Annotated in this window: 29 protein-coding genes, 1 tRNA gene and 2 pseudogenes; 19 read left to right on the top strand and 13 right to left on the bottom strand. The window is 40.8% G+C overall.

All coding sequences use genetic code 11. The features are described from left to right. Positions 1-3 precede the first annotated feature (3 nt). From HUK62_RS10390 to HUK62_RS10380, 3 genes are all read left to right on the top strand, one after another. A complete protein-coding gene (locus HUK62_RS10390; protein WP_176537806.1) occupies positions 4-1995 on the top strand; it encodes a DUF3488 and transglutaminase-like domain-containing protein in 1992 nt (663 codons plus the stop codon). A gap of 43 nt (positions 1996-2038) precedes the next feature. Further along, positions 2039-2115, top strand: a tRNA-Val gene (locus HUK62_RS10385). Positions 2116-2257: 142 nt separating this feature from the next. Beyond that, positions 2258-3271: a site-specific integrase gene (locus HUK62_RS10380; RefSeq protein WP_176538477.1), complete on the top strand. Its 1014-nt coding sequence runs from the start codon at positions 2258-2260 to the stop codon at positions 3269-3271. 10 nt (positions 3272-3281) lie between these two features. On the opposite strand, the gene HUK62_RS10375 is transcribed toward HUK62_RS10380, so the two are convergent. From HUK62_RS10375 to HUK62_RS10355, 5 genes are read right to left on the bottom strand one after another with little or no spacing between them, the layout of a single operon-like run. Next, on the bottom strand, positions 3282-3569 hold the full coding sequence (locus HUK62_RS10375; protein ID WP_176538476.1) for an HTH domain-containing protein: 288 nt from the start codon (positions 3567-3569) through the stop codon (positions 3282-3284). Further along, positions 3569-3916, bottom strand: a complete 348-nt coding sequence (locus HUK62_RS10370; RefSeq protein WP_176537805.1) for a hypothetical protein — start codon at positions 3914-3916, stop codon at positions 3569-3571. Before HUK62_RS10370 ends, HUK62_RS10375 begins: the two co-directional genes overlap by 1 nt. After that, positions 3903-4169, bottom strand: coding sequence for a hypothetical protein (locus HUK62_RS10365; protein WP_176537804.1), 267 nt, complete (start codon positions 4167-4169; stop codon positions 3903-3905). Before HUK62_RS10365 ends, HUK62_RS10370 begins: the two co-directional genes overlap by 14 nt. Next, positions 4166-4555: a hypothetical protein gene (locus HUK62_RS10360; RefSeq protein ID WP_176537803.1), complete on the bottom strand. Its 390-nt coding sequence runs from the start codon at positions 4553-4555 to the stop codon at positions 4166-4168. Before HUK62_RS10360 ends, HUK62_RS10365 begins: the two co-directional genes overlap by 4 nt. Continuing rightward, on the bottom strand, positions 4548-5009 hold the full coding sequence (locus HUK62_RS10355; RefSeq protein ID WP_176537802.1) for a hypothetical protein: 462 nt from the start codon (positions 5007-5009) through the stop codon (positions 4548-4550). Before HUK62_RS10355 ends, HUK62_RS10360 begins: the two co-directional genes overlap by 8 nt. Before the next feature lie 65 nt (positions 5010-5074). On the opposite strand from HUK62_RS10355, the pseudogene HUK62_RS10350 reads away from it, so the two are divergent. Beyond that, a pseudogene (locus HUK62_RS10350) lies at positions 5075-5158 on the top strand (IS1595 family transposase); the annotation flags it as partial. Between the two features lie 516 nt (positions 5159-5674). Here the strand turns inward: HUK62_RS10350 and HUK62_RS10345 are convergent. From HUK62_RS10345 to HUK62_RS10335, 3 genes are read right to left on the bottom strand one after another with little or no spacing between them, the layout of a single operon-like run. Next, positions 5675-5842 (bottom strand): hypothetical protein, encoded by a 168-nt coding sequence (locus HUK62_RS10345; protein ID WP_176536745.1) that lies wholly within the window; start codon positions 5840-5842, stop codon positions 5675-5677. Next, a complete protein-coding gene (locus tag HUK62_RS10340; RefSeq protein WP_176537801.1) occupies positions 5839-6261 on the bottom strand; it encodes a hypothetical protein in 423 nt (140 codons plus the stop codon). The genes HUK62_RS10345 and HUK62_RS10340 overlap by 4 nt, the downstream gene beginning before the upstream one ends. Beyond that, entirely contained in the window at positions 6261-6518 is a 258-nt protein-coding gene (locus tag HUK62_RS10335; RefSeq protein WP_176538475.1) for a hypothetical protein, read from the bottom strand. Before HUK62_RS10335 ends, HUK62_RS10340 begins: the two co-directional genes overlap by 1 nt. A 12-nt stretch (positions 6519-6530) precedes the next feature. On the opposite strand from HUK62_RS10335, the pseudogene HUK62_RS19285 reads away from it, so the two are divergent. Both HUK62_RS19285 and HUK62_RS10330 read left to right on the top strand, forming a co-directional pair. Further along, positions 6531-6629 (top strand): annotated as a pseudogene (locus tag HUK62_RS19285) (serine/threonine protein phosphatase); the annotation flags it as partial. Between the two features lie 11 nt (positions 6630-6640). Further along, positions 6641-7195, top strand: a complete 555-nt coding sequence (locus HUK62_RS10330; protein ID WP_176537800.1) for a hypothetical protein — start codon at positions 6641-6643, stop codon at positions 7193-7195. Between the two features lie 391 nt (positions 7196-7586). On the opposite strand, the gene HUK62_RS10325 is transcribed toward HUK62_RS10330, so the two are convergent. Next, the gene (locus tag HUK62_RS10325; RefSeq protein WP_005262957.1) at positions 7587-8333 is read right to left on the bottom strand and encodes an IS5-like element ISAba31 family transposase; all 747 of its coding nucleotides are present in this window, start codon (positions 8331-8333) and stop codon (positions 7587-7589) included. Between HUK62_RS10325 and HUK62_RS10320 the strand changes: the two genes are divergently transcribed. From HUK62_RS10320 to HUK62_RS10275, 9 genes are all read left to right on the top strand, one after another. Beyond that, positions 8320-8637, top strand: coding sequence for a hypothetical protein (locus tag HUK62_RS10320; RefSeq protein WP_176537799.1), 318 nt, complete (start codon positions 8320-8322; stop codon positions 8635-8637). The genes HUK62_RS10325 and HUK62_RS10320 overlap by 14 nt on opposite strands. 421 nt (positions 8638-9058) lie before the next feature. Next, positions 9059-9232, top strand: coding sequence for a hypothetical protein (locus tag HUK62_RS10315; RefSeq protein ID WP_176537798.1), 174 nt, complete (start codon positions 9059-9061; stop codon positions 9230-9232). Between the two features lie 191 nt (positions 9233-9423). After that, entirely contained in the window at positions 9424-9723 is a 300-nt protein-coding gene (locus HUK62_RS10310; protein WP_176537797.1) for a DUF4258 domain-containing protein, read from the top strand. A gap of 8 nt (positions 9724-9731) precedes the next feature. Continuing rightward, complete coding sequence (locus HUK62_RS10305; protein WP_176537796.1) at positions 9732-10190, top strand: helix-turn-helix domain-containing protein; 459 nt, start codon at positions 9732-9734, stop codon at positions 10188-10190. A 39-nt stretch (positions 10191-10229) separates the two neighbouring features. Then, complete coding sequence (locus tag HUK62_RS10300; protein ID WP_176537795.1) at positions 10230-10859, top strand: putative metallopeptidase; 630 nt, start codon at positions 10230-10232, stop codon at positions 10857-10859. Positions 10860-10923: 64 nt separating this feature from the next. After that, a complete protein-coding gene (locus HUK62_RS10295; RefSeq protein ID WP_176537794.1) occupies positions 10924-11127 on the top strand; it encodes a hypothetical protein in 204 nt (67 codons plus the stop codon). Continuing rightward, positions 11115-11543, top strand: a complete 429-nt coding sequence (locus tag HUK62_RS19280) for a heme-binding protein (RefSeq protein ID WP_342755702.1) — start codon at positions 11115-11117, stop codon at positions 11541-11543. The genes HUK62_RS10295 and HUK62_RS19280 overlap by 13 nt, the downstream gene beginning before the upstream one ends. A 10-nt stretch (positions 11544-11553) precedes the next feature. Continuing rightward, positions 11554-11955 carry a hydroxyisourate hydrolase gene (gene uraH / locus HUK62_RS10280; RefSeq protein WP_176537793.1) on the top strand — a complete coding sequence of 134 codons (402 nt, stop codon included), beginning with the start codon at positions 11554-11556 and terminating at the stop codon, positions 11953-11955. A 158-nt stretch (positions 11956-12113) separates the two neighbouring features. Beyond that, positions 12114-12368, top strand: coding sequence for a TIGR03643 family protein (locus HUK62_RS10275; protein WP_125281824.1), 255 nt, complete (start codon positions 12114-12116; stop codon positions 12366-12368). On the opposite strand, the gene HUK62_RS10270 is transcribed toward HUK62_RS10275, so the two are convergent. After that, positions 12365-12517, bottom strand: coding sequence for a DUF2256 domain-containing protein (locus tag HUK62_RS10270; RefSeq protein WP_104988163.1), 153 nt, complete (start codon positions 12515-12517; stop codon positions 12365-12367). The genes HUK62_RS10275 and HUK62_RS10270 overlap by 4 nt on opposite strands. A 3-nt stretch (positions 12518-12520) precedes the next feature. Further along, positions 12521-14044 (bottom strand): cryptochrome/photolyase family protein, encoded by a 1524-nt coding sequence (locus tag HUK62_RS10265; protein WP_176538474.1) that lies wholly within the window; start codon positions 14042-14044, stop codon positions 12521-12523. Between the two features lie 383 nt (positions 14045-14427). On the opposite strand from HUK62_RS10265, the gene nudC reads away from it, so the two are divergent. After that, positions 14428-15201 (top strand): NAD(+) diphosphatase, encoded by a 774-nt coding sequence (gene nudC / locus HUK62_RS10260; protein WP_176537792.1) that lies wholly within the window; start codon positions 14428-14430, stop codon positions 15199-15201. Between the two features lie 247 nt (positions 15202-15448). On the opposite strand, the gene HUK62_RS10255 is transcribed toward nudC, so the two are convergent. Further along, a complete protein-coding gene (locus tag HUK62_RS10255) occupies positions 15449-15676 on the bottom strand; it encodes a hypothetical protein (protein ID WP_176537791.1) in 228 nt (75 codons plus the stop codon). Between the two features lie 101 nt (positions 15677-15777). Further along, positions 15778-15993: a cold-shock protein gene (locus tag HUK62_RS10250; RefSeq protein WP_004799092.1), complete on the bottom strand. Its 216-nt coding sequence runs from the start codon at positions 15991-15993 to the stop codon at positions 15778-15780. 479 nt (positions 15994-16472) lie between these two features. Between HUK62_RS10250 and HUK62_RS10245 the strand changes: the two genes are divergently transcribed. The 3 genes from HUK62_RS10245 (at position 16473) to HUK62_RS10235 (ending at position 19423) form a co-directional block, all read left to right on the top strand. Next, positions 16473-17021, top strand: coding sequence for a lipocalin family protein (locus tag HUK62_RS10245; protein WP_004981577.1), 549 nt, complete (start codon positions 16473-16475; stop codon positions 17019-17021). A gap of 135 nt (positions 17022-17156) precedes the next feature. Further along, positions 17157-18143, top strand: a complete 987-nt coding sequence (locus HUK62_RS10240; protein ID WP_176537790.1) for an acyl-CoA desaturase — start codon at positions 17157-17159, stop codon at positions 18141-18143. Further along, positions 18140-19423 (top strand): FAD-dependent oxidoreductase, encoded by a 1284-nt coding sequence (locus HUK62_RS10235; RefSeq protein ID WP_176537789.1) that lies wholly within the window; start codon positions 18140-18142, stop codon positions 19421-19423. The genes HUK62_RS10240 and HUK62_RS10235 overlap by 4 nt, the downstream gene beginning before the upstream one ends. The last annotated feature ends 9 nt before the right edge of the window (positions 19424-19432 follow it).

Here is a 19432-nt window from a genome sequence, read left to right as displayed (position 1 = left end):
AGTATGCATTCTTCTATTCGTATTGCCATTGTACTGACACTAAGTCTGATTTGGATCACACAACTAAGTTTTAGTCCTGTGCTATTGAGTGTCATTTTCTCCATTTGTATCGGCTGTCTATGGTATTTCATGAAATCTACGGGAAACTATTTCCCGAAATGGGCAACTTACATTTTGACCTTTGTTGCTCTAGCGGTCACTTTTTGGAGTTATCAAAGCTTTTTAGGGGTGGAAGCGGGCGTAGCCGTTTTAAGTATCTTTCTCTTTGCTAAAGCCTTAGAAACAAAAACGCAGCGTGATGTGATCATTTTGTTTAACTTTGCTTTATTTGTTGCGGCGAGTATGTTTTTACATAGTCAGTCATTTATGACGGCAGTGATGGTTTTACTCTGTTTATTGAGTTGTTTGTTGGGGCTGTATCGAGTGCAAACCCATGCTTTTGCATCTGAAAAATCGAATCGTATGGCATTACGGCAAGATGCAAAACACGTTATTAAATTTGTAGGTCTTGCACTGCCTTTTTTTGTGCTGCTGTTTATCTTTTTTCCGCGCTTACCTCCACTTTGGCATATTCCAATTCCTGAAAATAAAGCAGTGACAGGCATGAGTGACAGTATGTCACCTGGAGATATTGCGCAATTATCCCAGTCCAGTCATTTGGCTTTTCGTATTATTGGTGATGTCACTCAGCTCCCAAATCGTTCAGAGCTTTATTGGCGCGCGATGGTCTTAGATCAATATGATGGGCAAAAGTGGACCAGTAGTTTTATTAATCAACAAAGGATTTCGGATGATACATTAACGCAAATCTCTACATCCAAAAAATGGAACTATCAATATTTAGCCGCTGATGTCGCGATTCCGTGGATTATGGCATTGGAATATTCACAACCTTTAGAGCGACGTTATCAGCTACGTCAGGATTGGAGTATTCAAGCTTATCGTCAAGTGCAGCGGGTGGAACCTATTGCATTGCAATGGATGGGAAATGTTCAATTTTCCCAAAGTGAATTATCTAAAATACAACGAAGCATAAACTTAAAAGCGCCTGAGCACATGGACTTGGAAGCACAGCAATTTGCACAGCAGCTGTTTAGCCAAAGTGAGCAGAACCCGAAACGTTATATCCAAAATGTTTTGCAATGGTATCGCAATAATGGTTTTAGTTATACCTTGCAACCGGGCTTGTTGGGGCAGCATCGTATTGATGAGTTTTTGTTTCAATCCAAACAAGGTTTTTGTGAACATTATGCTTCTAGCTTCGTGATGCTGATGCGTTATGCGGGAATTCCAGCGCGTATTGTGGTTGGGTATCAAGGTGGTCAGCCTTCACCAGATGCAAAAAGTTGGGAAGTTCGACAGTTAGATGCGCATGCATGGACGGAAGTCTTTGTGGATGGACGCTGGAACCGCTATGACCCAACAGCGATGATTGCACCACAGCGTATTGAACAGGGTATGCAAGATTTAATGAGCCAAGATGCCAGTGTTTGGGGTGAGAGTGGTCGATGGCATGTACAGCGCTATGTGGTATTAAACAAAATGCGCATTTGGAGCGATTACGCAAGCTACCAATGGCAAAGTAAGATAGTTGGCTATAATGCAGAGGCTCAACGAGGTTGGTTACAGAAGCTAGGACTCGAATCCAGTTATTCATTGGTATTGCTGATTATGATTAGCATTGGTGGATTAGTTTTACTGTACTGGTGGGGTATATTTTCGCATAAACGTGCTCAAACTTCTGAATATGACATGGTCATTCAGTCTTTTTCTCGAAGCTTAACAACTGATCAGCGTAAACAAGATGCTGAAACGGTAAACAAATGGTTGTTGCGTTTAGCTCAAGACGTTAAATCTGAACAGCAAGTTTTATTTCATCAGGCAGCTGATTATTATCAGCAAATGCGTTATTCCAATAGGTTGAATTCAAAAAATATTCAACAATTTAAACGAGTGCTTAAAACTTGTGCATCTGCTTTAAAAAACAAGAAATAGAACTTGTCATACTTTTTAAAAGTGAATATTATGCTTTTACTTCAGGTGTATAGCTCAGTTGGTTAGAGCGCTACGTTGACATCGTAGAGGTCTCCAGTTCGAGTCTGGATATACCTACCAAGATATTTCAAAGACTTACAGTTAAAATCAATAACTTGTAGGTCTTTTTTTTGCCTGTAATTTGTCGCAATTGGCGCAAATGTTGTGCTTTTTGGCGAAAATGCGCCATAATTTACGCCAAGATTACGCCAAGACCTTTACGATGAAATTACCCAAAGCTCGAAAAAGAGGTGATGCTTACCGAATTGAACTTATGTTTAACGGTAAGCGCTATTCAGCCACCAGAGACACCGCAAAAGAATGTGAGCAATGGGCTGCATTAAAAATATTAGAGCTTAATGCTAATGCTGGCGAATCGGTAGCAGAAGAAGCAAAGCTGATCTTCACCTTTAAGCAATTATTTGATGAGTATTTTGAAAAGGTCGGCAGGCATTCAAAGTCTAAAGACTGGATTCTCGTCCAGCACAAAACCTTTGAAACTAAATTTGGTGATCTGGCCCATAAAAATATTCACGACATCACACCCCAAGATTTAACAGCTTGGCGTAACAGGCGTAGCACCCAAGTAAAAGAAAATACTGTGCTCAAGGAAATATCTCTGTTTTCCGCCATGTTCACCTATGCTCAAAAAGAAATGTTCCTACTGGACGTAAATGCATGGATGCAGATTTCCAAGCCAGTTAAACCTGAATCACGCTACCGCCGAATTTCTCAAGCTGAAATTGATACAATGCTCAAGCTGCTGGAATATGAAATAGGGCAGGTGCCAACATTGCCACAACACTATGTTGCATGGGGATTCTTATTTGCCATCGAGACCGCTATGCGCAAAGGTGAAATCCTTAGCATGAAGCGTTCTGAAATTTATGATGGTTATGTGCATTTACCTAAAACCAAGAACGGCTCAAAACGCAATGTGCCTTTATCTAAATTTGCAAAAGAGTTAATTGCTCTGATCCCACATGAAGATGAGAAAATCATTCCTCAGACAGCGGATGCTTTCCGTAAATTATGGGAAAGAAGAAAACTAGAATCGGGCATTGAAGATTTACACTTCCACGATACACGGCATGAAGCTATTTCAAGAATGGTAAAGGTGCGGAAATTGCCAGTTGAGGTATTAGCTAAAATCACTGGCCATAGGAAAATCGAAGTGCTAGTGAACGTCTATTACAATCCAGACGCTGACGAACTGGTTGAAATGTTTAACTCATAAAAAAGAGAGCCTAATTAGCTCTCTTTCTCCCGCGTTTAGTTTTTGAATCCTTGAGCAGTTGCAAGGCTGCCACAGGATCATATAAAAACTTTCCTTCTGAGCCTTGGTTGATGGTTGCTAGTTTTCTGCGAACTGTAGCAGTTGAAATACCGTGCCTCTGTGCTATCTCAGCAGCAGAAATTAATTCGACTTTTTCCTGTCTCATCTCCACCACAGTTGCACCACCAATGACCGCACCCAAGAAAAGCTGTGGAGGTGCATCCGATTCAACTGTGATTGTGTATTTTAATGCTCCCATCAAGACACCTCCAATCTTTTACCCGCTTTGATTTCTTCATCGGTGGCGTGTCTAAACTCATCCTTATGAGCCATTTCCCCATTTTCCGCATACGCATATCCGATGTACGCACACCCTTCCACCGCACTAGACCACATTGCAAAAACCTTTAATTCACCATCATGGATAATGTAATCATCAGTTTCAAAAATATTGTGCTGGCGGCGGTATTCGATGAGGGCCGCATCAATCTCAGACTCAACAACAACAAAATCACCACAAGTCAGCAAGTCTTTTTTTTCCAATTTAAGACGATGTAACCCATCTTTAGCCCGTTCATACCCGCCCAATTGCTCAATTAGATTCACTGGACACCTCCATACAACTTTCTACATCCGCGATGGCTTGTTTTAATCGATCATTAAATTCTTGCGTATCACCATAGCGATACATACCCCATCGAACGCGAAATCGAATACCACGACCACGCTTGTATTTCTCAACCAACTCATGACTTTCGACAAGGCGTTTTAAGTCGCCAGTCAAAGCATCTTCATAAGCTGCCACATACGACCGAACAGCCTCAATGCCAACCTTTTTAAAAAACTCATTCGCTTTCACGACACCTCTCCCAAAGACTTCACCACACCACTCGGCAACCCAAACACATCCTTAAAAGCCTTATCAAATTCACCGCTTTGGATGAATTGATCGATGTTGTTTGCAGTCTGTTCGTGCTCCGCGATATAACTACTCAGCACGTGATAATACAAATCTGCATTGCAATTAATCTCAAGAATCACGCCAGTGCCGTTGTTTACACGCTGTCTTAAGGTTGCTTCTAGCTTACGAACAAAGCCGCTGTGCAAATGATGCGACTCACTCGTTATGTTGTATAAAGCGCCTGTTTGACCTGCATCTAACACCAAATTAAACGGCTTCTCTTTGTACAACTCGCCAATGATGAAATTAGCTACAGCAATGTTTGTTTGTTGAATTTTACTCACTGGCCTTGTCCTCCACATCAGCTTTTCGATACTCACTGCCCAGAATCTCAATAGCTACTGGCGTAACCTTTAGCGATGTTTCGAACTTAAAATATTCGCCCTTTTTCCAAGACAAGCCATAACCAGAACCCCAAGGCAAAACCTCTTCAGCCAGAATAATCTTGTTCAACTCATCGTAAGTCATAGACTTTGGCTTCATGGCATCATATTCAGCCTTGTGTTCTTTGGCAGTAGCACGAGGCAAAATAGCTAAATGACCACTTTTATGCTTTGATGTTTTCCATTTTGTTTTGTCAATTTCAGCCTTTGGGTCTGCCGACATGTTGAAGAAACGAAGACCATTTTGAATGCTGTCATGCGTTTGATGCATTTCAAAACCATAGTGCTTACAAAGCTTTGTAACTTGCTCATAAAAAGCATCACGCTTATCCATAAAAGCATCAATTTTCGCCAAGGTTTCAGTATCTTCAATTTTGTAAAGGCTCTAGACTAGCAGAATAATTATGTTAGTCTAGAATAATGATAGAAAACAGTAAATTAAGTCACTACAAGATTAAAAAAATTATTCAATGCTTTTGTGTTGATATTCCTGCTTCCAAAACTGTCCATATTTGCCATAAGTTGAGCAAGTTGATGTTTATCAACCAAAATAAAACCTTCAGGCGCCGCTTGGGCTTTGGCTGCCTCTACCATCAATGCCCAGATTTTTTCCTCATCAATATCAGAAAAATGAATCAGCAAATCATCGCCAAATTCTCCAATAGCCTTTTTGCTTAACTCATCAAAAAGGGAATCTGCAAAATCAGGATCAGGACATTGCACAGGCACCAACACGCAACCTTTCAACTTTTCAGCTTCGTGGGCTTTGGCTGCTTGCCATGCTTCCCAAGCAAAGTTCATTGTTTCAGCGGCATCGCTAGGGCAAAAATCCTCATTAGGCCAATATGAATTTGTTTCTTCATTGTAAAAAACAAATTCACTTTCAATTGCTAATTCAGCCAAAGGCAATCTCTCAAACGCCTCTCTTTCTTTTTTAATACCCATCACACTCTCCTGAGCAAACATCTGCGCAAAATCCTAATTTATTGTTTAAACTGCGCAAATAATTGCTCGAAATATTCATTTAACCACTGGCACAATCGTCAATTGACCGCCTGTTGTTGATTCAACCAATTTAGTGAAATAACCAATTGCATTACCTAATGTTGTTTCATCAGCTTGAGCAGGGTGCTTTATCAAAATATCAATCGCTTCTAAAAGTTTTCGCTTTTCATGCACTTCCATCACGCCACCTCAACTTTTAAAACATACTTTTGACCGCCACTGGTGAACTCCACCGATTCGCCCTTTTCAAGCAAGTAGTGCCCGACAGCTTCAATATTTTTAGCACTCATGCCGTTTTTATTTCTAACTCTGCGTCTATCACACTCAAGACAAGCATTTGACTTCACAGATCGTTCGGAGGTGCCGCACGACTTACATGGGGCAACAGGCTTATAACTTTTTAAGCCACTCTTTTCAGCACGTGTACGCAACACATGATTGTGATGACTATTGGGGCGCTCCGCACTTTTAATTGCCGTGTCTGCATTGCAGTAATTAAACTCAGCTTTGTTTGTATTGACAGCTTGTTTAATTTGACCGCCGCTTTTAACAAATTTAGCAACCGCTTCCGAATAATCGGGCTTAATTTTTGTTTCAAACATCACGCCACCTCCTTATTTCCAAGCTCATAAATAGATTTAATGGTCTGCTTATTGGTTTTTAGGCGTTCAGGTTTATATTTCTCTATGTAACAACCCTTGCATGCACCAGTGGCTCTTAATACAAATCCATTTCTTGAAGTGCGCTTTTGGAAAAACCAAAATTCATTAGTTAAAGGCCAGTAATCACCACAATGAATACAAAGTTTTTCTTTACCAAGTTCGGAAACTGAATAACGAGGTAATGCTTTGGAATTGATAACAGCAAACTGATTACCCAGAAGCCATGCAAGCGTGATAACTGCTACTGGATTGATACTGGTGCGGTTCACTGGGGAACAATGACAATTTTAGATTTGAGTTTGATTTGAGGGGATTTGGGATGAATGCAGTTATGGCAGATAAATTTGAACAATTTGAATGGTTGACTCATGGCATTACTGCAAAGTCGCCAAACTTTGAGCCACAAGCTCATGGCACTGGGGAGAAGCCTTTGAATTATGAAGACCGCTTGGGTGCGATTGCGAGTATGGAAACACAGCTCGCAAAGTCAGTTACAGCACTTATTGTCTTTGATGGGAAGTGCGAAAGCGATTATGAATATGTGCGTATGCACCTAGTAAATATCATGCTTCAAAACGCCGTGGCTGATAAGAAGCGAGAGCCTGAGCAAATTACTATGAATCACTTGGCTTACTTAATTGCACGCATGGTAATTGATTTCTCATTAAACCCCGAGTTGGAGGGGAATTTTACAGCGCAAGGTCGATTGTATTATGCGGGGATTAATTCGATGCAGATGCAAGCTGAGCTTTACCGCAAGACGTGGAAGCCATACGAAAACCTAATGTGTTTGGCGCTTGAGTCAGCGATTGATGAGGCATCTCAAACTATTCAAAAGTATAAGAAAAATACATACAAAGAAATGCGAGCTTAGGGATTCCATTATTTCGGAAACAAAGGTATAGTTTCACTATACTGGTCGTATTACGGTTTATCCGAGACCAAGACTTAAAAGCTCATCGAAAGGTGGGCTTTTTTTATAATAAATATTGGTCAATATTTTATTTATATAATAGAATTGTAAACTATTGTAATTAAACTGATTGACATAATTATGTTAAAAATAGTCTTTGCTTTATTAATGATAGTTTTTTTTTCCGTGAAAGCGAATGCAGAATGGGAAAGTGTAGGTTCTACAAATGAGGACATTTACCTCATAGACCCTGATAAAATTCGAACAGCATCGGAATATGGTGGTAAGTCTTATTTAAAAGTTTGGGTTAAAAAAATTAGGGTCTGTTGACACTTACTGTTCATAATTAACCCTATAACGGTAGCCATAAAAATATACAGGCTAAGGCAACAGAACTTTGATAATTTCTTTTGAGCTTGTCATATCGAGTAGCTATTCCTCTAAATTGCTTTAATCTACAAAACATATTTTCAACTAAATGCCTGATTTTATATAAATACCAGTCCATATGGTCATTGTTCGATTGGCTATTCGTTTTCTTTGGTATATTCGCTTTAGTCCCTGTTTTCCTGATCTGTTCACGCAGTGGTTCTGAATCATAGCCTTTATCTGCGCATACCACTTTTGTCTCTTTTAAATCTAATGTTGATATTAAATCAGGCGCAACTTTAACATCATGTGTGGTTCCATCGGTAATCATGAAATCAATAGGATTACCATGTGCATCAACAATCAAATGTATTTTTGAGGAGTTTCCTCCTACACTTTTAGAAATAGATTGATTCGCTATGCCGGCAGAATGTTGATGAGCACGTACATGAGAGCCATCAATAAAAATCCATTCCATATCGGGGCATGAGGCTAGTAATTTGAATAATCTAAGTAACTTACCGCTGCTTGACCAACGATTAAAACGTTTGAAAATAGAGTTTGAATGACCAAAACAAGAAGGAATATCTCGCCACGGACAACCTGTTCTAATTCTATAGAGAATAGCTTCAATAAAATTGCGTAAATTTGAGTTGTGGTGAATGGATAAATTACGCAGAATAACTTTCAACTTTTGCCAGTGTTGATCTGTCAGCATGGTACGAGGCATAGCGAATAGTAAAATTGGGTTTGGTGATTTGATTTTACTACTTCGCTATTTTTTTAAGCTAAAAGTGTCAACACACCCTATTTATAATGATATTACTAAAGACGGATTTTCTGTAGGTGATTACAGGATTGATTTATGGCATATAGATTGTAATGCTTTAACTTCAGGCATGAGGTCTTACGCAGAATATAAAAAGAATGGCAGCTTAGTAGATTCGCACCAATTTTCTTATGTGGAAATGAAAGATGTTATCCCTAGCTCTATTGGAGAAGCTATTCTAGAAAAAGCATGTCAATATCAGTAAATGAAGAAGTAATTGTTAGAAGCTCATCGAAAGGTGGGTTTTTTAATGCCTTGAGAAATTTTCCGTGAAAGCAATATCAAGGCACCCAATGGCGGCTTAACTTTATTCGTAGTGGTTTAAATTTTAATGCCGCCACCCAGATATTTACCAACTTCAAAGCTCGGTCTAATGACTGGGCTTTTTGTTGCCTGAAATTTATAAAGGTGCTTGTGACATGCACAAGTTATTTAGTTGGAGAGTAGCCATGCCAGCATATGCATAAGGGTAGTGCGCCAAGCGTTATCATTCCTGATGTTGATTTGAAGTTACCTAAATAATTCGCCGGACGTATTACGGCAAACAAAGCCCCTCGCATTCTAGATGTTGAGGGGTTTTTCTTTTCTTATTTGAACTATTCGGAAATACCGGAGGGTTGGGGTTTATGGCAGACAAAGCACAAGCTAAAAAGGACTTAGAGTTTTGCAGTGCTGAGCTGTCTAAGTATCAGAATCTCAGTAGATCAGGACTGACACGTAATGAGCTGCTGGCAATTGACGGCATCATGATTAAGTTGAAAGAGCGGATTAAGAACTTGCGTGAAGCGCTGTATACCTGAAGATACAATCAAAATGATGCATTGCGACAAGATATAACGCCTTTTACGAACATCAAGGTTGCCTATCGACTTTACATGTGGTAACCGAAAAACATTGACCGAATATTCTCAATGGAATACTATTCGCATATACCGCTAATAATTAACGGTTCTGCGCGAATCACTCAACCTAATCAACAAAGTGTCTGTATATGTGTTTAACCGAAATTGAAGCTAAGCGTAAGCTTAGAGAAATTGCAAAAGACACTAGAAAGATCAAACTAACAAAACATGTTAGGGAGAGAATGCAGGAGCGCGGTATCTCGCTTAAACAGATTATTTGCTGTTTTGAGCACGGAGATATTACGGAAGGTCCATACCTAACTACCCATGGAGATTGCCAACTGAATATTTCGGTTCGCACTGCGGGTGAGTTTATTACAACAGTGGTTGTGATTAAGGTTCGTGAAAACGGGGACTTTTCCATTGTTGTTACTACATTTAAAGAATAGGCACAGTTATGTATCACTATGAAGAGTGTGGTTTAAGCAATGTTTGGCTTGTTGATGGTTTTGAAATTGAAACCGATGAAGAGTATGGTGAATTGGTGTCTATTGCATCGGTGAACGAACTTCATAAAACAATTGGTCTCTATTTGATTAATGAAAAACCAGAACTAAATGGTGAAGAAATTCGCTTCTTGCGAAAAGAACTAAATCTTTCGCAGAAAAACCTAGCAGGCATTTTAAGCGTCAACGAGTCCACTGTTCGTAACTGGGAGAGTGATCGTGTAGAAATTGGGAAGCCTGCTGAGCTTGTCTTGAGAGCATTATATAAAGAGCAGGCCCATGGGGGTGGTGCTCTTATAGAAATGATTGAGAAGCTTAATCATCAAGAACGGACTCATGAGACTGATAATATGAGTTTTTCGTATTCTCGGAACCGATCATGGAAACACAGAGAGTATGATGCAAGATAACTAAACCACCTTCGGGTGGTTTTTTAATGGGCACAATATATGAAAAGACCACAACCACCAGAACGACTTCTAAATATAGACCCTTTAGATAATGTTGATTTTGAGCCAGCAAAAGAGCTTGAAGAGTGGATTATCGATACTTTCATTTCCAGTGATGGAAAGCTCTACAACTGTGATCACGCTCATATATCGCCGTGGTCTAGCACATTATTTAAAGTTCTATGGGCGTCTTCTGCATTCATCAAAGCTGACCGAGTTGTATTGGGACAAACAGAGAAGTTTGCTCCGATGGCAGGTGGCTGGCGAAAGTTACGGCAAGAAAAACAAATGATTGATTGGTTCAGCTGTGTGCCCGATTTCATTATCACCATTGATGCAAAGTTTGCCTCACAGGCAAGTGATATAGAATTTTGTGCATTGATCGAGCACGAGTTGTATCACTTGGGTGCTAAGCGGGACGAAGATGGGAATTATCTAATTAGTCCCTCAACAGGTGAATATAAATATTATTTACGACCACACGATGTCGAAGAGTTTCATGGTGTAGTTCAACGCTATGGTGCATCAGATGATGTGCAGAAGATGGTAGACCTTGCTAATGATGGGCCAACAATTGGAAAAGCTAAAATTGCACACGCTTGCGGTACCTGTCTTTTAAAATTGGCTTAAATTTTTTTGCCTATTTTGTGATACGTAGTGATACAAAGAGGTGGTTAGCCTTGCAGTTCGACCAATGCAACTGCTCAGTGATGATCAGATAGTGCAGATCGCAGCAAGTAGCGAAAGTATTGAGGATATGCAGAACAAATTATTTTCATTATTTACAAATGCTGAAAGTTCTCAATTTAACGAGGCTTTGGATCGTGCATTATTCACAGCTGATGTTATGGGGTTTGTGGATAGCAAAGAGGGTATGCGGATGGTGTGGCCAAGCTGATGCCGACACTGTTGCCGAATGGTGGTACCACGTTTAATGTATCAGGTCAAAAAGGATCCAAGTCAGCAATTCAAGTGACTGCGGTACCGACCAGTGGCAGCATCTCAATTGAATTGGACAATGGTTCTGCGGCACTCATTCCTAAGTCTGTAAAAGTACGTGTAGGCGCAGCTGAAAAGAAAGCCTATACCGCCTTATCGACCAAAACGGCGACTATGTTGTTAAGTCAAAATGCCAATGAAAACAAGGATGCAAAAAATTTAACCACCTTATCTAATCTACTGCTGTTGGGTGGCGGCCTACCTGTGCGTTATGAAAATCAGGTGGTCGGTGCCATTGGCGTTGCCGGAGCAGGGGGTGCAAAAAATGACCATTACTGCGCTGAAACAGCTGTTAAGTCTATTTTCAATCCTTAAGGAATTCATCATGTTTAAAAAATTATTGCCACTCTCAACACTATTGTTGACCTCAATGACTTTTGCACAAACTAACCCCTTAAGTGTGCGTGTGTTGAATCTAGAAAATGGTCTGCCTTCCGCTCAAGTCGAGGTGGTACTCGAAAAAAGTACCGGGAATAAATGGGTGAACTTAAATCAGCAATATACTGGTCCTAATGGCCGTATTACTGGATTGTTTCCTGAAAATCAGAAGCTTGAAGCTGGTATTTATAAAGTTACCTTTAAAACCGAGGACTGGTTTAAAAAAAATAAGCAAGATACCTTCTTTCCTGAAGTTCCTGTAATTTTTAAGGTAGATGGAAGTGTCAGCCATTATCATATTCCTCTACTTCTAAGTCCTTATGGATATTCGACTTATAGAGGCAACTAAGATTTAAAAGGGCTAGTCTAACTAGCCCTTTTATTCGTGCTGAGTCCGTAAACTAGAGAAAAATCACAAAAAATTCATGATCGTATTATTATGCTTTTAATCAGTTCAAACTTGATAAAGCTTATTGACGCTTCATGATGATTAAAAACGAGAATGGTATGAATCAATTTTCTGAAAAAGACTTATCTAGAATTATAGAAATGGCTTGGGAAGATCGAACCCCTTTTGAAGCTATTTTATGTGAGTATGGTTTAAATGAAGCCGCGGTGATCCGCTTGATGCGGCAAAATATGAAACTCAGTAGCTTTAAAATGTGGCGTGCACGCATGACTGGTCGAAAAACCAAACATCTGCAGCTGCGTTCACCCGAAGTGATACGGGCCTATTGTTCACGCCAATACAAGCGTTTCTAAGCATTTGATTTTGATAACCGTCTGGACTCACGTTTACATCGTTCAGAACAATATTGTACTTCCTCCCAGCAGCGGTGCCATTTCTTGCGCCAAGTAAAAGGGCGCAAACAGTGGATACAGATTTTTTCAGGGAGATGCTGTTTTTTCATGGTTTATAACTCATTGATCTGGCTAAGAAGTTGCTGGGCATGGCTGATAATTTTCTGCCGATCTTTAAGTTTATCTAGCTGTCGATAGATCATGCCCATACGTGGATGAGTACGGAATGTCTCCTCATTCCTGATCATGAAATACCAGTACAGGCTATTGAACGGACAGCTATCTGGTTCGGTGCGAGTTTTGACATTGTAGCTACAGTGCTTACAGTAATCGGACATCTTATGGATGTAATTGCCCGAGGCCGCATAGGATTTGCTGGCCATCAAGCCGCTATCGGCATGCATCACCATACCCAGCGTGTTCGGTAGTTCTACCCATTCATAGGCATCGGCATAGACTGCCAGATACCACTCGCTGATCTGCTGCGGGTCTACACCAGTTAATAAGGCAAAATTTCCAGTCACCATCAAACGCTGGATATGATGTGCATAGGCATGCTGAAAAGTATTACGGAAACACTCAGCCATACAGTTCATCCGAGTACGGCCAGTCCAGTAAAATTGTGGCAATGGTGCTGAGTGCTGCAGTGCATTGCGGCTGGCATATTCTGGCATGTACAGCCAGTAAATTCCGCGAACATATTCGCGCCAGCCGAGAATTTGTCGGATAAAACCTTCCACTGCATTCAGTGGTGCATGACCGGCATGGTATGCAGCTTCTGCCGCATCACAGACTTCTTTAGGTAGTAGCAGACCACAGTTCAGATAAGGTGAGAGCAGGCTGTGAAACAGCATGTCTGAGTCTTGAACCATGGCATCTTGATAATCGCCAAAATGTGGCAAACTGTGGGTAATGAAATGCTCCAGTGCAAGCAGAGCATTGCTACGTGTGGTGCCCCAGCGGAAGTTGTCAAGGCTGCCAGAGTGACGGGAAAATTCACGTTCAACCAATTCAAGCACATCCAGATCAATCTGATCGTGTTCAAAGTGAAGTGGTGCAGGCAAAGGGGGATTGCCAGCCCAGGCCTTACGATTGGCGCTGTCATAGTTCCACTGTTCTCCAAACGGCTGCTGTCCCTGCATCAAGTAACCGGTCTGCTTGCGCATTTCCCGGTAAAAATATTCCATACGCAGTGTCTGGTAGCGGCTGGCCCAGTGCCGGAACTGCTCCGGACTACAGAAAAAACGTTCATCATTTAGGCATTGTACTGGCAATTGCAGCTGCTGGCTCCAATACTGTTCAATCTGCTGCTGTAAACGATATTCCCCGCAGTGCGTAATGACCAGTTCTGTGACTGGTAAGAGTTGCTGTTGTGACTCTACGAAATCCAGCAGGCTACGAATCGGACTATCAGATTTAAAAGCATGGTAACGTACACGCCAGCCTTCTGCTTTGAGTTCTTTGGCAAAATGACGCATGGCGCTAAAAATCAGGGCAATTTTCTGCGGATGATGGGCGACATAAGTGGCTTCCTCAACAACTTCGGCCATCAGGATCACATCCCTGATACGATCTAGCGCTTTGAGCGTAGCAAGCTGATGATGAAGCTGGTCACCCAGAATTAAACCGAAACGCATAGCCATTCCAGACCCTATGAAAGATAGCGCAGTGTAAGTCAAGACAGTTCAATTTTTTGTGAAAATAAAGATCATCCTGCATGTTGAATCAATCCAACTCGACCAGATGACCCGCTGACATCGCACAGAAATCATAAGTACTGCTATAACAAAATATTCATCCCTTCAATGCTAAAGCCAGTTGATGAAACTCGCTTTACATGATTTCTTAATACATGAGTAGTGTGAAAATTATGTGATTTTAATCAAAAAGATACAAATTATTATGGTTGTAATTCAAGTAGCTCACGCCTATTATCTGGCTTGAAGTTACTCCATGTGAGCTTCCTTAGTTTTGTCCCATATACCCCTCTGTATGGGATTTTTTTAATCAGGGAATTGTCATGAGCATGCATTCAAAAGCGTATATTTTTAGACAGCAGCAATTACTAGTGGATGAGCATTTTCAGTTGCCGCAGGTAGAAAAGCTGCAGCACGACCTAAACCTGTCGGAAAATTGCGAGATCATTGCTCGTGACCTGAAAGAAGACGAACCGGTGCCGGAAGGTTATCAGCTGGTTCCAATCCGGCAACTGGTGCAAGTCTGGAGCAGACCGCAGTTTGAACAGGCCAGCCGTGCGGTACAGTTACTGGAATGGCGTCGTAACCACCGCTTCTGCAGCAAATGTGGCCATGCTACCCAGCAGCATGCCAGCCAGTATGCTATGGTCTGTCTCTCTTGCGGTTATAACCAGTATCCACGGGTGAATCCTTGTGTGATTACTATCATCACCCGCGGCGAAGATGAAATTCTGCTGGCAAAAAATGACCGCAATAAAACCCAGATGTACAGCCTAATTGCTGGATTTGTTGAAGTGGGCGAAACCTTGGAGGAGGCAGTACGCCGTGAGACGCTGGAAGAAGTTGGGCTGCAGATCAAGAATATTCAATATCTGGCTAGCCAGCCTTGGCCGTTTCCTAGCAACCTGATGATGGCTTTCAGAGCGGAGTATCACTCGGGTGAGATTCAGATTCAGGAAGATGAGCTCAGCGATGCGCAATTTTTCAAGTTTAATCAGTTACCAGAGATTCCGTTTAAAGGTAGTATCGCTTATGCAATGATTCAGCATGTGATGCAAGGTACTCCTGTAGCAGATGACAGCAAAGAGTGGCTTTGAAATTTTAAAAAGAGCAGGTTTTGAAAGTTTAGATGAGAATTTCTGGCTGAAATAAAGAGCTAGACAATGATAGTGCTGCATGGTTTTTAGTACGGTGTCATCGCCTCGATCATGTGAATGCGCTGTATTTTACAGACCACTATAAACAGACACCATTCTGAATAGGCAGGGAATACTTAGATATACCTTGAATAACAGCAGGAAAGAGAAACCATTACATGGCTTCATCATTCAGAAGTTTTTTTATTTAAATCACTTTATGATTTAGCTTAAATAATTGATTTAAAGACGTATAAAATGTACGACCATCTAAATTTAAATCTACATCAATTCCAGATTCCAGCAGAACTCTTTTACCCACTTCAATTTCTTTAAAACCTTGACGTGTATTCTGCATTTTATTTAAGGGAATTAAAGAAACGATAATTTCAGTACCATTTTTAGATTTTGCAATTAATTTATTAACTTTTAACAATTTATATCCTGTTTTTATGATTTTTTTCCAATATGGAACAACAACTTTTCTTTAAAATTAAAAAAGCACTGAGTAGTGCTTTTTAACTCGTATTTTAGTGCTTATATAGCAACAATATTGACCGCATTTGGTCCTTTTTGACCTTGAGCAATACTAAATTCAACCTGTTGGCCTTCGAATAAGGTTTTAAAACCTGAGTTGGCAATTTCACTGAAGTGCGCAAAAACATCTGGGCCAGATTCTTGTTGAATAAAACCAAAACCTTTAGTTTCATTGAACCACTTAACGGTACCTTTAACAACATTTGAGTTTGACATAATAAATCCTACTGATTTTTAATAATTTTTAGTCATTTTATTGACTGCATTTAACTTTGAAAATAATAAAGAATGAAACTTAAAATCTGAAAAAACGAAGAATTATGAATAAAACGACGATACTTAAGAGAGATTTAATGAAACAAGACTTTTTTCTAGTTACGCTCACTATACCTTAAAAATAAAATTAATCAAGTTTTCTTATATGTATATTTAATTATCTTATAAAAATGACTGGATCAGGAGTTAATATGTTGATCTAGTTGATTTTTTTAAAAAGTCTATCGACAGCATTGATACATTGAAACAGAAAAAAACTAATTTACCGCGTTAAAAGGGGATCCAAGAAAAAATGATTTTCCCCATTTTCTCAGGCTGTAAGATTGAAATTTCGCCTACATTCATCCTGCATTTAATATTCACACTTTGTTCACATGGACTTGGGTTATCTTAATCCTGAGATCCAACAAGGCTAAAAAATGAAGATGCGATTTAAGTCTGCTTTTGCAGCGATAGCACTGTCTATCATCAGCTTAAATACAACGACTCAAGCAGAAACTGCTGCGCCTCAGGCAGTTGATCGGGTAGATATACAGAAGTATGCCGGTAAATGGTATGAAATTGCACATTTACCAATGTATTTTCAGCGTAAATGTATAGCTAATATCACGGCACAATATAGCGTCAATGCCGATCAAACTATCGGGGTATTGAATAGCTGCCGAATTGCTAATGGCGAGATAATTAGCTCTGAAGGTGTTGCGTATTCGCAAAATCAAGGGAACAGCAAACTGAAGGTCAGCTTTTTGCCTAAAGGTTTAAGATGGATCCCCTTTACTAAAGGTCATTACTGGGTATTACGAGTAGACCCGGAATATAAAGTGGCACTTGTGGGTGGGCCAAGTAATAAATACCTATGGATTTTGTCACGTGAACCGCAACTAGATGAAGCAACTTATCAGTCATATATAGACACTGCGAAAGATTATGGCTATGACGTGACAAAACTTATCAAATTGCCTCATTAATCTGCTAACCTTTTGCCGAACTGATAAATCTCTCAACAGTTCGGTTTTTTTTATTTACTTCACATAAAATTCATACCTGACTGATTACACTCATCAAATAGAATAAATACAATCGCTCAAAAGTAGGATGAGTCCATGTTGAAAAGTCTGATGCGATGGATAGACAGCTGGTCTACACCCACAGCGCCCGAAACACTGACGGCTGAAAATAGCAAGATTCAGTGGCAGCGGATTTTACCTTTTATTCTGTTGCATCTGGCTTGTCTAGCAGTGTTCTGGGTGGGGGTGTCGTGGTTTGCAGTGGGCTTTATGCTGCTGTTCTACCTGATTCGTATGTTTTCCATTACGGCTTTTTTTCATCGCTATCTATCGCATAAAACCTTTCAGACCTCGCGTCCAGTGCAGTTCCTATTTGTATTACTAGGCACCATGAGTGCACAGCGTGGCCCCTTATGGTGGGCAGCCCATCATCGTTATCACCACCGCTATACAGATTCTTCACAAGACCCGCATTCATCTACCCATGGTTTTTGGTATAGCCATGTGGGTTGGTTTCTGAATGAATATAACTTTGCCACGCGTAAAGAAGTCATCAAAGACTGGCTGAAATATCCGGAATTAATCTGGCTAGATCGGTTTAGTCTAATTGTGGTGCTGTTGACCGCGGGTGGGATTTATGCACTAGGAGAATGGTTGGCAATAGCTTGGCCGCAACTGGGGACTTCCGGCTTGCAATTACTGGTCTGGGGATTTGTGGTGTCCACTGTATTGCTGATTCATGCGACCTTATGTATCAATTCACTGGCGCATCATTACGGCAGCCGTGATTTTGACACTGATGATCAAAGCCGCAACAATTTATTCTTGTCTATCATTACCTTGGGCGAAGGCTGGCACAACAATCACCATTATTATGCAGGCAGTACGCGACAGGGTTTTTACTGGTGGCAGATTGATGTGACCTATTACCTCCTAAAAATTATGTCTTGGCTCGGGATAGTTTGGGACTTAAAGCCCATTCCTGCACGGATTTATGAAGCCAGTAAAATTGCTCAGGCTCGAAAACATAAAAAAGCTGCTACGGCAGGCGCTCCTACTATTCATTCGAAGGAATCACCATGAAAATTGCAATTATTGGTTCAGGTATTTCTGGTTTGTACGCTGCCTGGAAACTCAGTAAAGTGCATGACGTTACAGTCTTTGAAAAGAATAACTACTTTGGTGGTCATACTGATACTCATCAGTTGAATATAGATGGCGAACAGGTCGCGGTGGACAGTGGCTTTATTGTATTTAATGAGCATAACTATCCACTGTTCTGCTCGATGCTAAAAGAGCTTGGAATTCAATCGCAAAGCAGTGACATGGGCTTTTCGGTGAATAATCAGGTCACTGGCTTGCAATACAATCCTTCAAAAAAATTCTCGCTGTTGTTCCGACCACAAAACTTTTTTAATGCGGATTTTCGCGAGATGTTGTCGGATCTGTTCCGTTTCTATGGTGCCAATAAAGATCTGGATGTGGAACAGGTCGATGCACAGCTCAGTATTGATGCATATCTCAATCGACATGACTATTCCGAAGCCTTTCGTCAGGAACATCTCTATCCGATGTGCGGGGCGCTATGGTCCTGTCCTGTGGAACAAGCTGGACAAATTCCCTATAAATTTGTGGTGAGCTTTTTCCAGCATCATCGCATGTTGCAATTAAAAGACCGGCCGTTATGGCTTACGGTTAAGGGGGGATCAGCTCGTTACGTTCGTGCGATTCAGTCCCAGACGAATATCACTTTCCGCAAAACCGCTGTGCAGCTTGTTTCACGCAGTGCCAATGATGTACTGATTGAAACAACACAGGGCAGCGAGCGTTTTGACTGGGTCGTGTTTGCCAGCCATGCTGATGATAGTCTGAAATTACTGAAAGATCCTTCTGCTCAGGAGTTGGACGTACTCGGTAAGTTTCGCTATCAGGATAACCGCATGGTGGTGCATTCAGATACTAGTATTATGCCCAAATCCAGACACCAATGGGCCAGCTGGCATGTACATGTAACACCTAACTATGCAACTGAATCAACTCCATTCCAGCATAGTAATATGCACTATGGTTTTAGCTATTGGATGAACCAGCTGCAAAACTTGCAATGCAAAACTCAGGTCTTTGCGACCCTTAATCCTAACTTTAACCTCGATCCGAAAAAAATATGGGTAGAACGATATTACCGTCATCCAGTATTTGATGCGGCCGCGATTGAGGCACAACAACGTTGGGCTGAGGTTAATGGTCAGAACCGGACGTCATACTGTGGCGCCTACTGGGGCTGGGGCTTTCATGAAGATGGAGCGCGTAGTGCTTCATGGGTTGTAAATCAGTTGCTGCAACACACTGAGCAAGCGGCTTAGGAGTACAGA

This window comes from Acinetobacter sp. NEB 394 (assembly GCF_013374795.1).
Lineage (GTDB): Bacteria > Pseudomonadota > Gammaproteobacteria > Pseudomonadales > Moraxellaceae > Acinetobacter > Acinetobacter johnsonii.
The sequence above is the reverse complement of the archived record's forward strand: the minus strand, read 5'-3'. Positions and strand labels throughout refer to the sequence as shown.

Excerpts from the sequence above, each read along its gene's own strand:
- HUK62_RS10245 (WP_004981577.1), top strand. The coding sequence starts at position 16,473 with ATGAAGATGCGATTTAAGTCTGCTTTTGCAGCGATAGCACTGTCTATC.
- HUK62_RS10315 (WP_176537798.1), top strand. The coding sequence starts at position 9,059 with ATGGCAGACAAAGCACAAGCTAAAAAGGACTTAGAGTTTTGCAGTGCT.
- HUK62_RS10325 (WP_005262957.1), bottom strand. The coding sequence starts at position 8,333 with ATGCCTCGTACCATGCTGACAGATCAACACTGGCAAAAGTTGAAAGTT.
- HUK62_RS10275 (WP_125281824.1), top strand. The coding sequence starts at position 12,114 with ATGAATCAATTTTCTGAAAAAGACTTATCTAGAATTATAGAAATGGCT.
- HUK62_RS10330 (WP_176537800.1), top strand. The coding sequence starts at position 6,641 with ATGAATGCAGTTATGGCAGATAAATTTGAACAATTTGAATGGTTGACT.
- HUK62_RS10270 (WP_104988163.1), bottom strand. The coding sequence starts at position 12,517 with ATGAAAAAACAGCATCTCCCTGAAAAAATCTGTATCCACTGTTTGCGC.
- HUK62_RS10340 (WP_176537801.1), bottom strand. The coding sequence starts at position 6,261 with ATGTTTGAAACAAAAATTAAGCCCGATTATTCGGAAGCGGTTGCTAAA.
- HUK62_RS10295 (WP_176537794.1), top strand. The coding sequence starts at position 10,924 with ATGCAACTGCTCAGTGATGATCAGATAGTGCAGATCGCAGCAAGTAGC.
- nudC (WP_176537792.1), top strand. The coding sequence starts at position 14,428 with ATGAGCATGCATTCAAAAGCGTATATTTTTAGACAGCAGCAATTACTA.
- HUK62_RS10250 (WP_004799092.1), bottom strand. The coding sequence starts at position 15,993 with ATGTCAAACTCAAATGTTGTTAAAGGTACCGTTAAGTGGTTCAATGAA.
- HUK62_RS10375 (WP_176538476.1), bottom strand. The coding sequence starts at position 3,569 with ATGGGAGCATTAAAATACACAATCACAGTTGAATCGGATGCACCTCCA.
- HUK62_RS10390 (WP_176537806.1), top strand. The coding sequence starts at position 4 with ATGCATTCTTCTATTCGTATTGCCATTGTACTGACACTAAGTCTGATT.
- HUK62_RS10265 (WP_176538474.1), bottom strand. The coding sequence starts at position 14,044 with ATGCGTTTCGGTTTAATTCTGGGTGACCAGCTTCATCATCAGCTTGCT.
- HUK62_RS10380 (WP_176538477.1), top strand. The coding sequence starts at position 2,258 with ATGAAATTACCCAAAGCTCGAAAAAGAGGTGATGCTTACCGAATTGAA.
- HUK62_RS10305 (WP_176537796.1), top strand. The coding sequence starts at position 9,732 with ATGTATCACTATGAAGAGTGTGGTTTAAGCAATGTTTGGCTTGTTGAT.
- HUK62_RS10300 (WP_176537795.1), top strand. The coding sequence starts at position 10,230 with ATGAAAAGACCACAACCACCAGAACGACTTCTAAATATAGACCCTTTA.
- HUK62_RS10240 (WP_176537790.1), top strand. The coding sequence starts at position 17,157 with ATGTTGAAAAGTCTGATGCGATGGATAGACAGCTGGTCTACACCCACA.
- HUK62_RS10235 (WP_176537789.1), top strand. The coding sequence starts at position 18,140 with ATGAAAATTGCAATTATTGGTTCAGGTATTTCTGGTTTGTACGCTGCC.
- HUK62_RS10320 (WP_176537799.1), top strand. The coding sequence starts at position 8,320 with ATGGTACGAGGCATAGCGAATAGTAAAATTGGGTTTGGTGATTTGATT.
- uraH (WP_176537793.1), top strand. The coding sequence starts at position 11,554 with ATGTTTAAAAAATTATTGCCACTCTCAACACTATTGTTGACCTCAATG.
- HUK62_RS10310 (WP_176537797.1), top strand. The coding sequence starts at position 9,424 with ATGTGTTTAACCGAAATTGAAGCTAAGCGTAAGCTTAGAGAAATTGCA.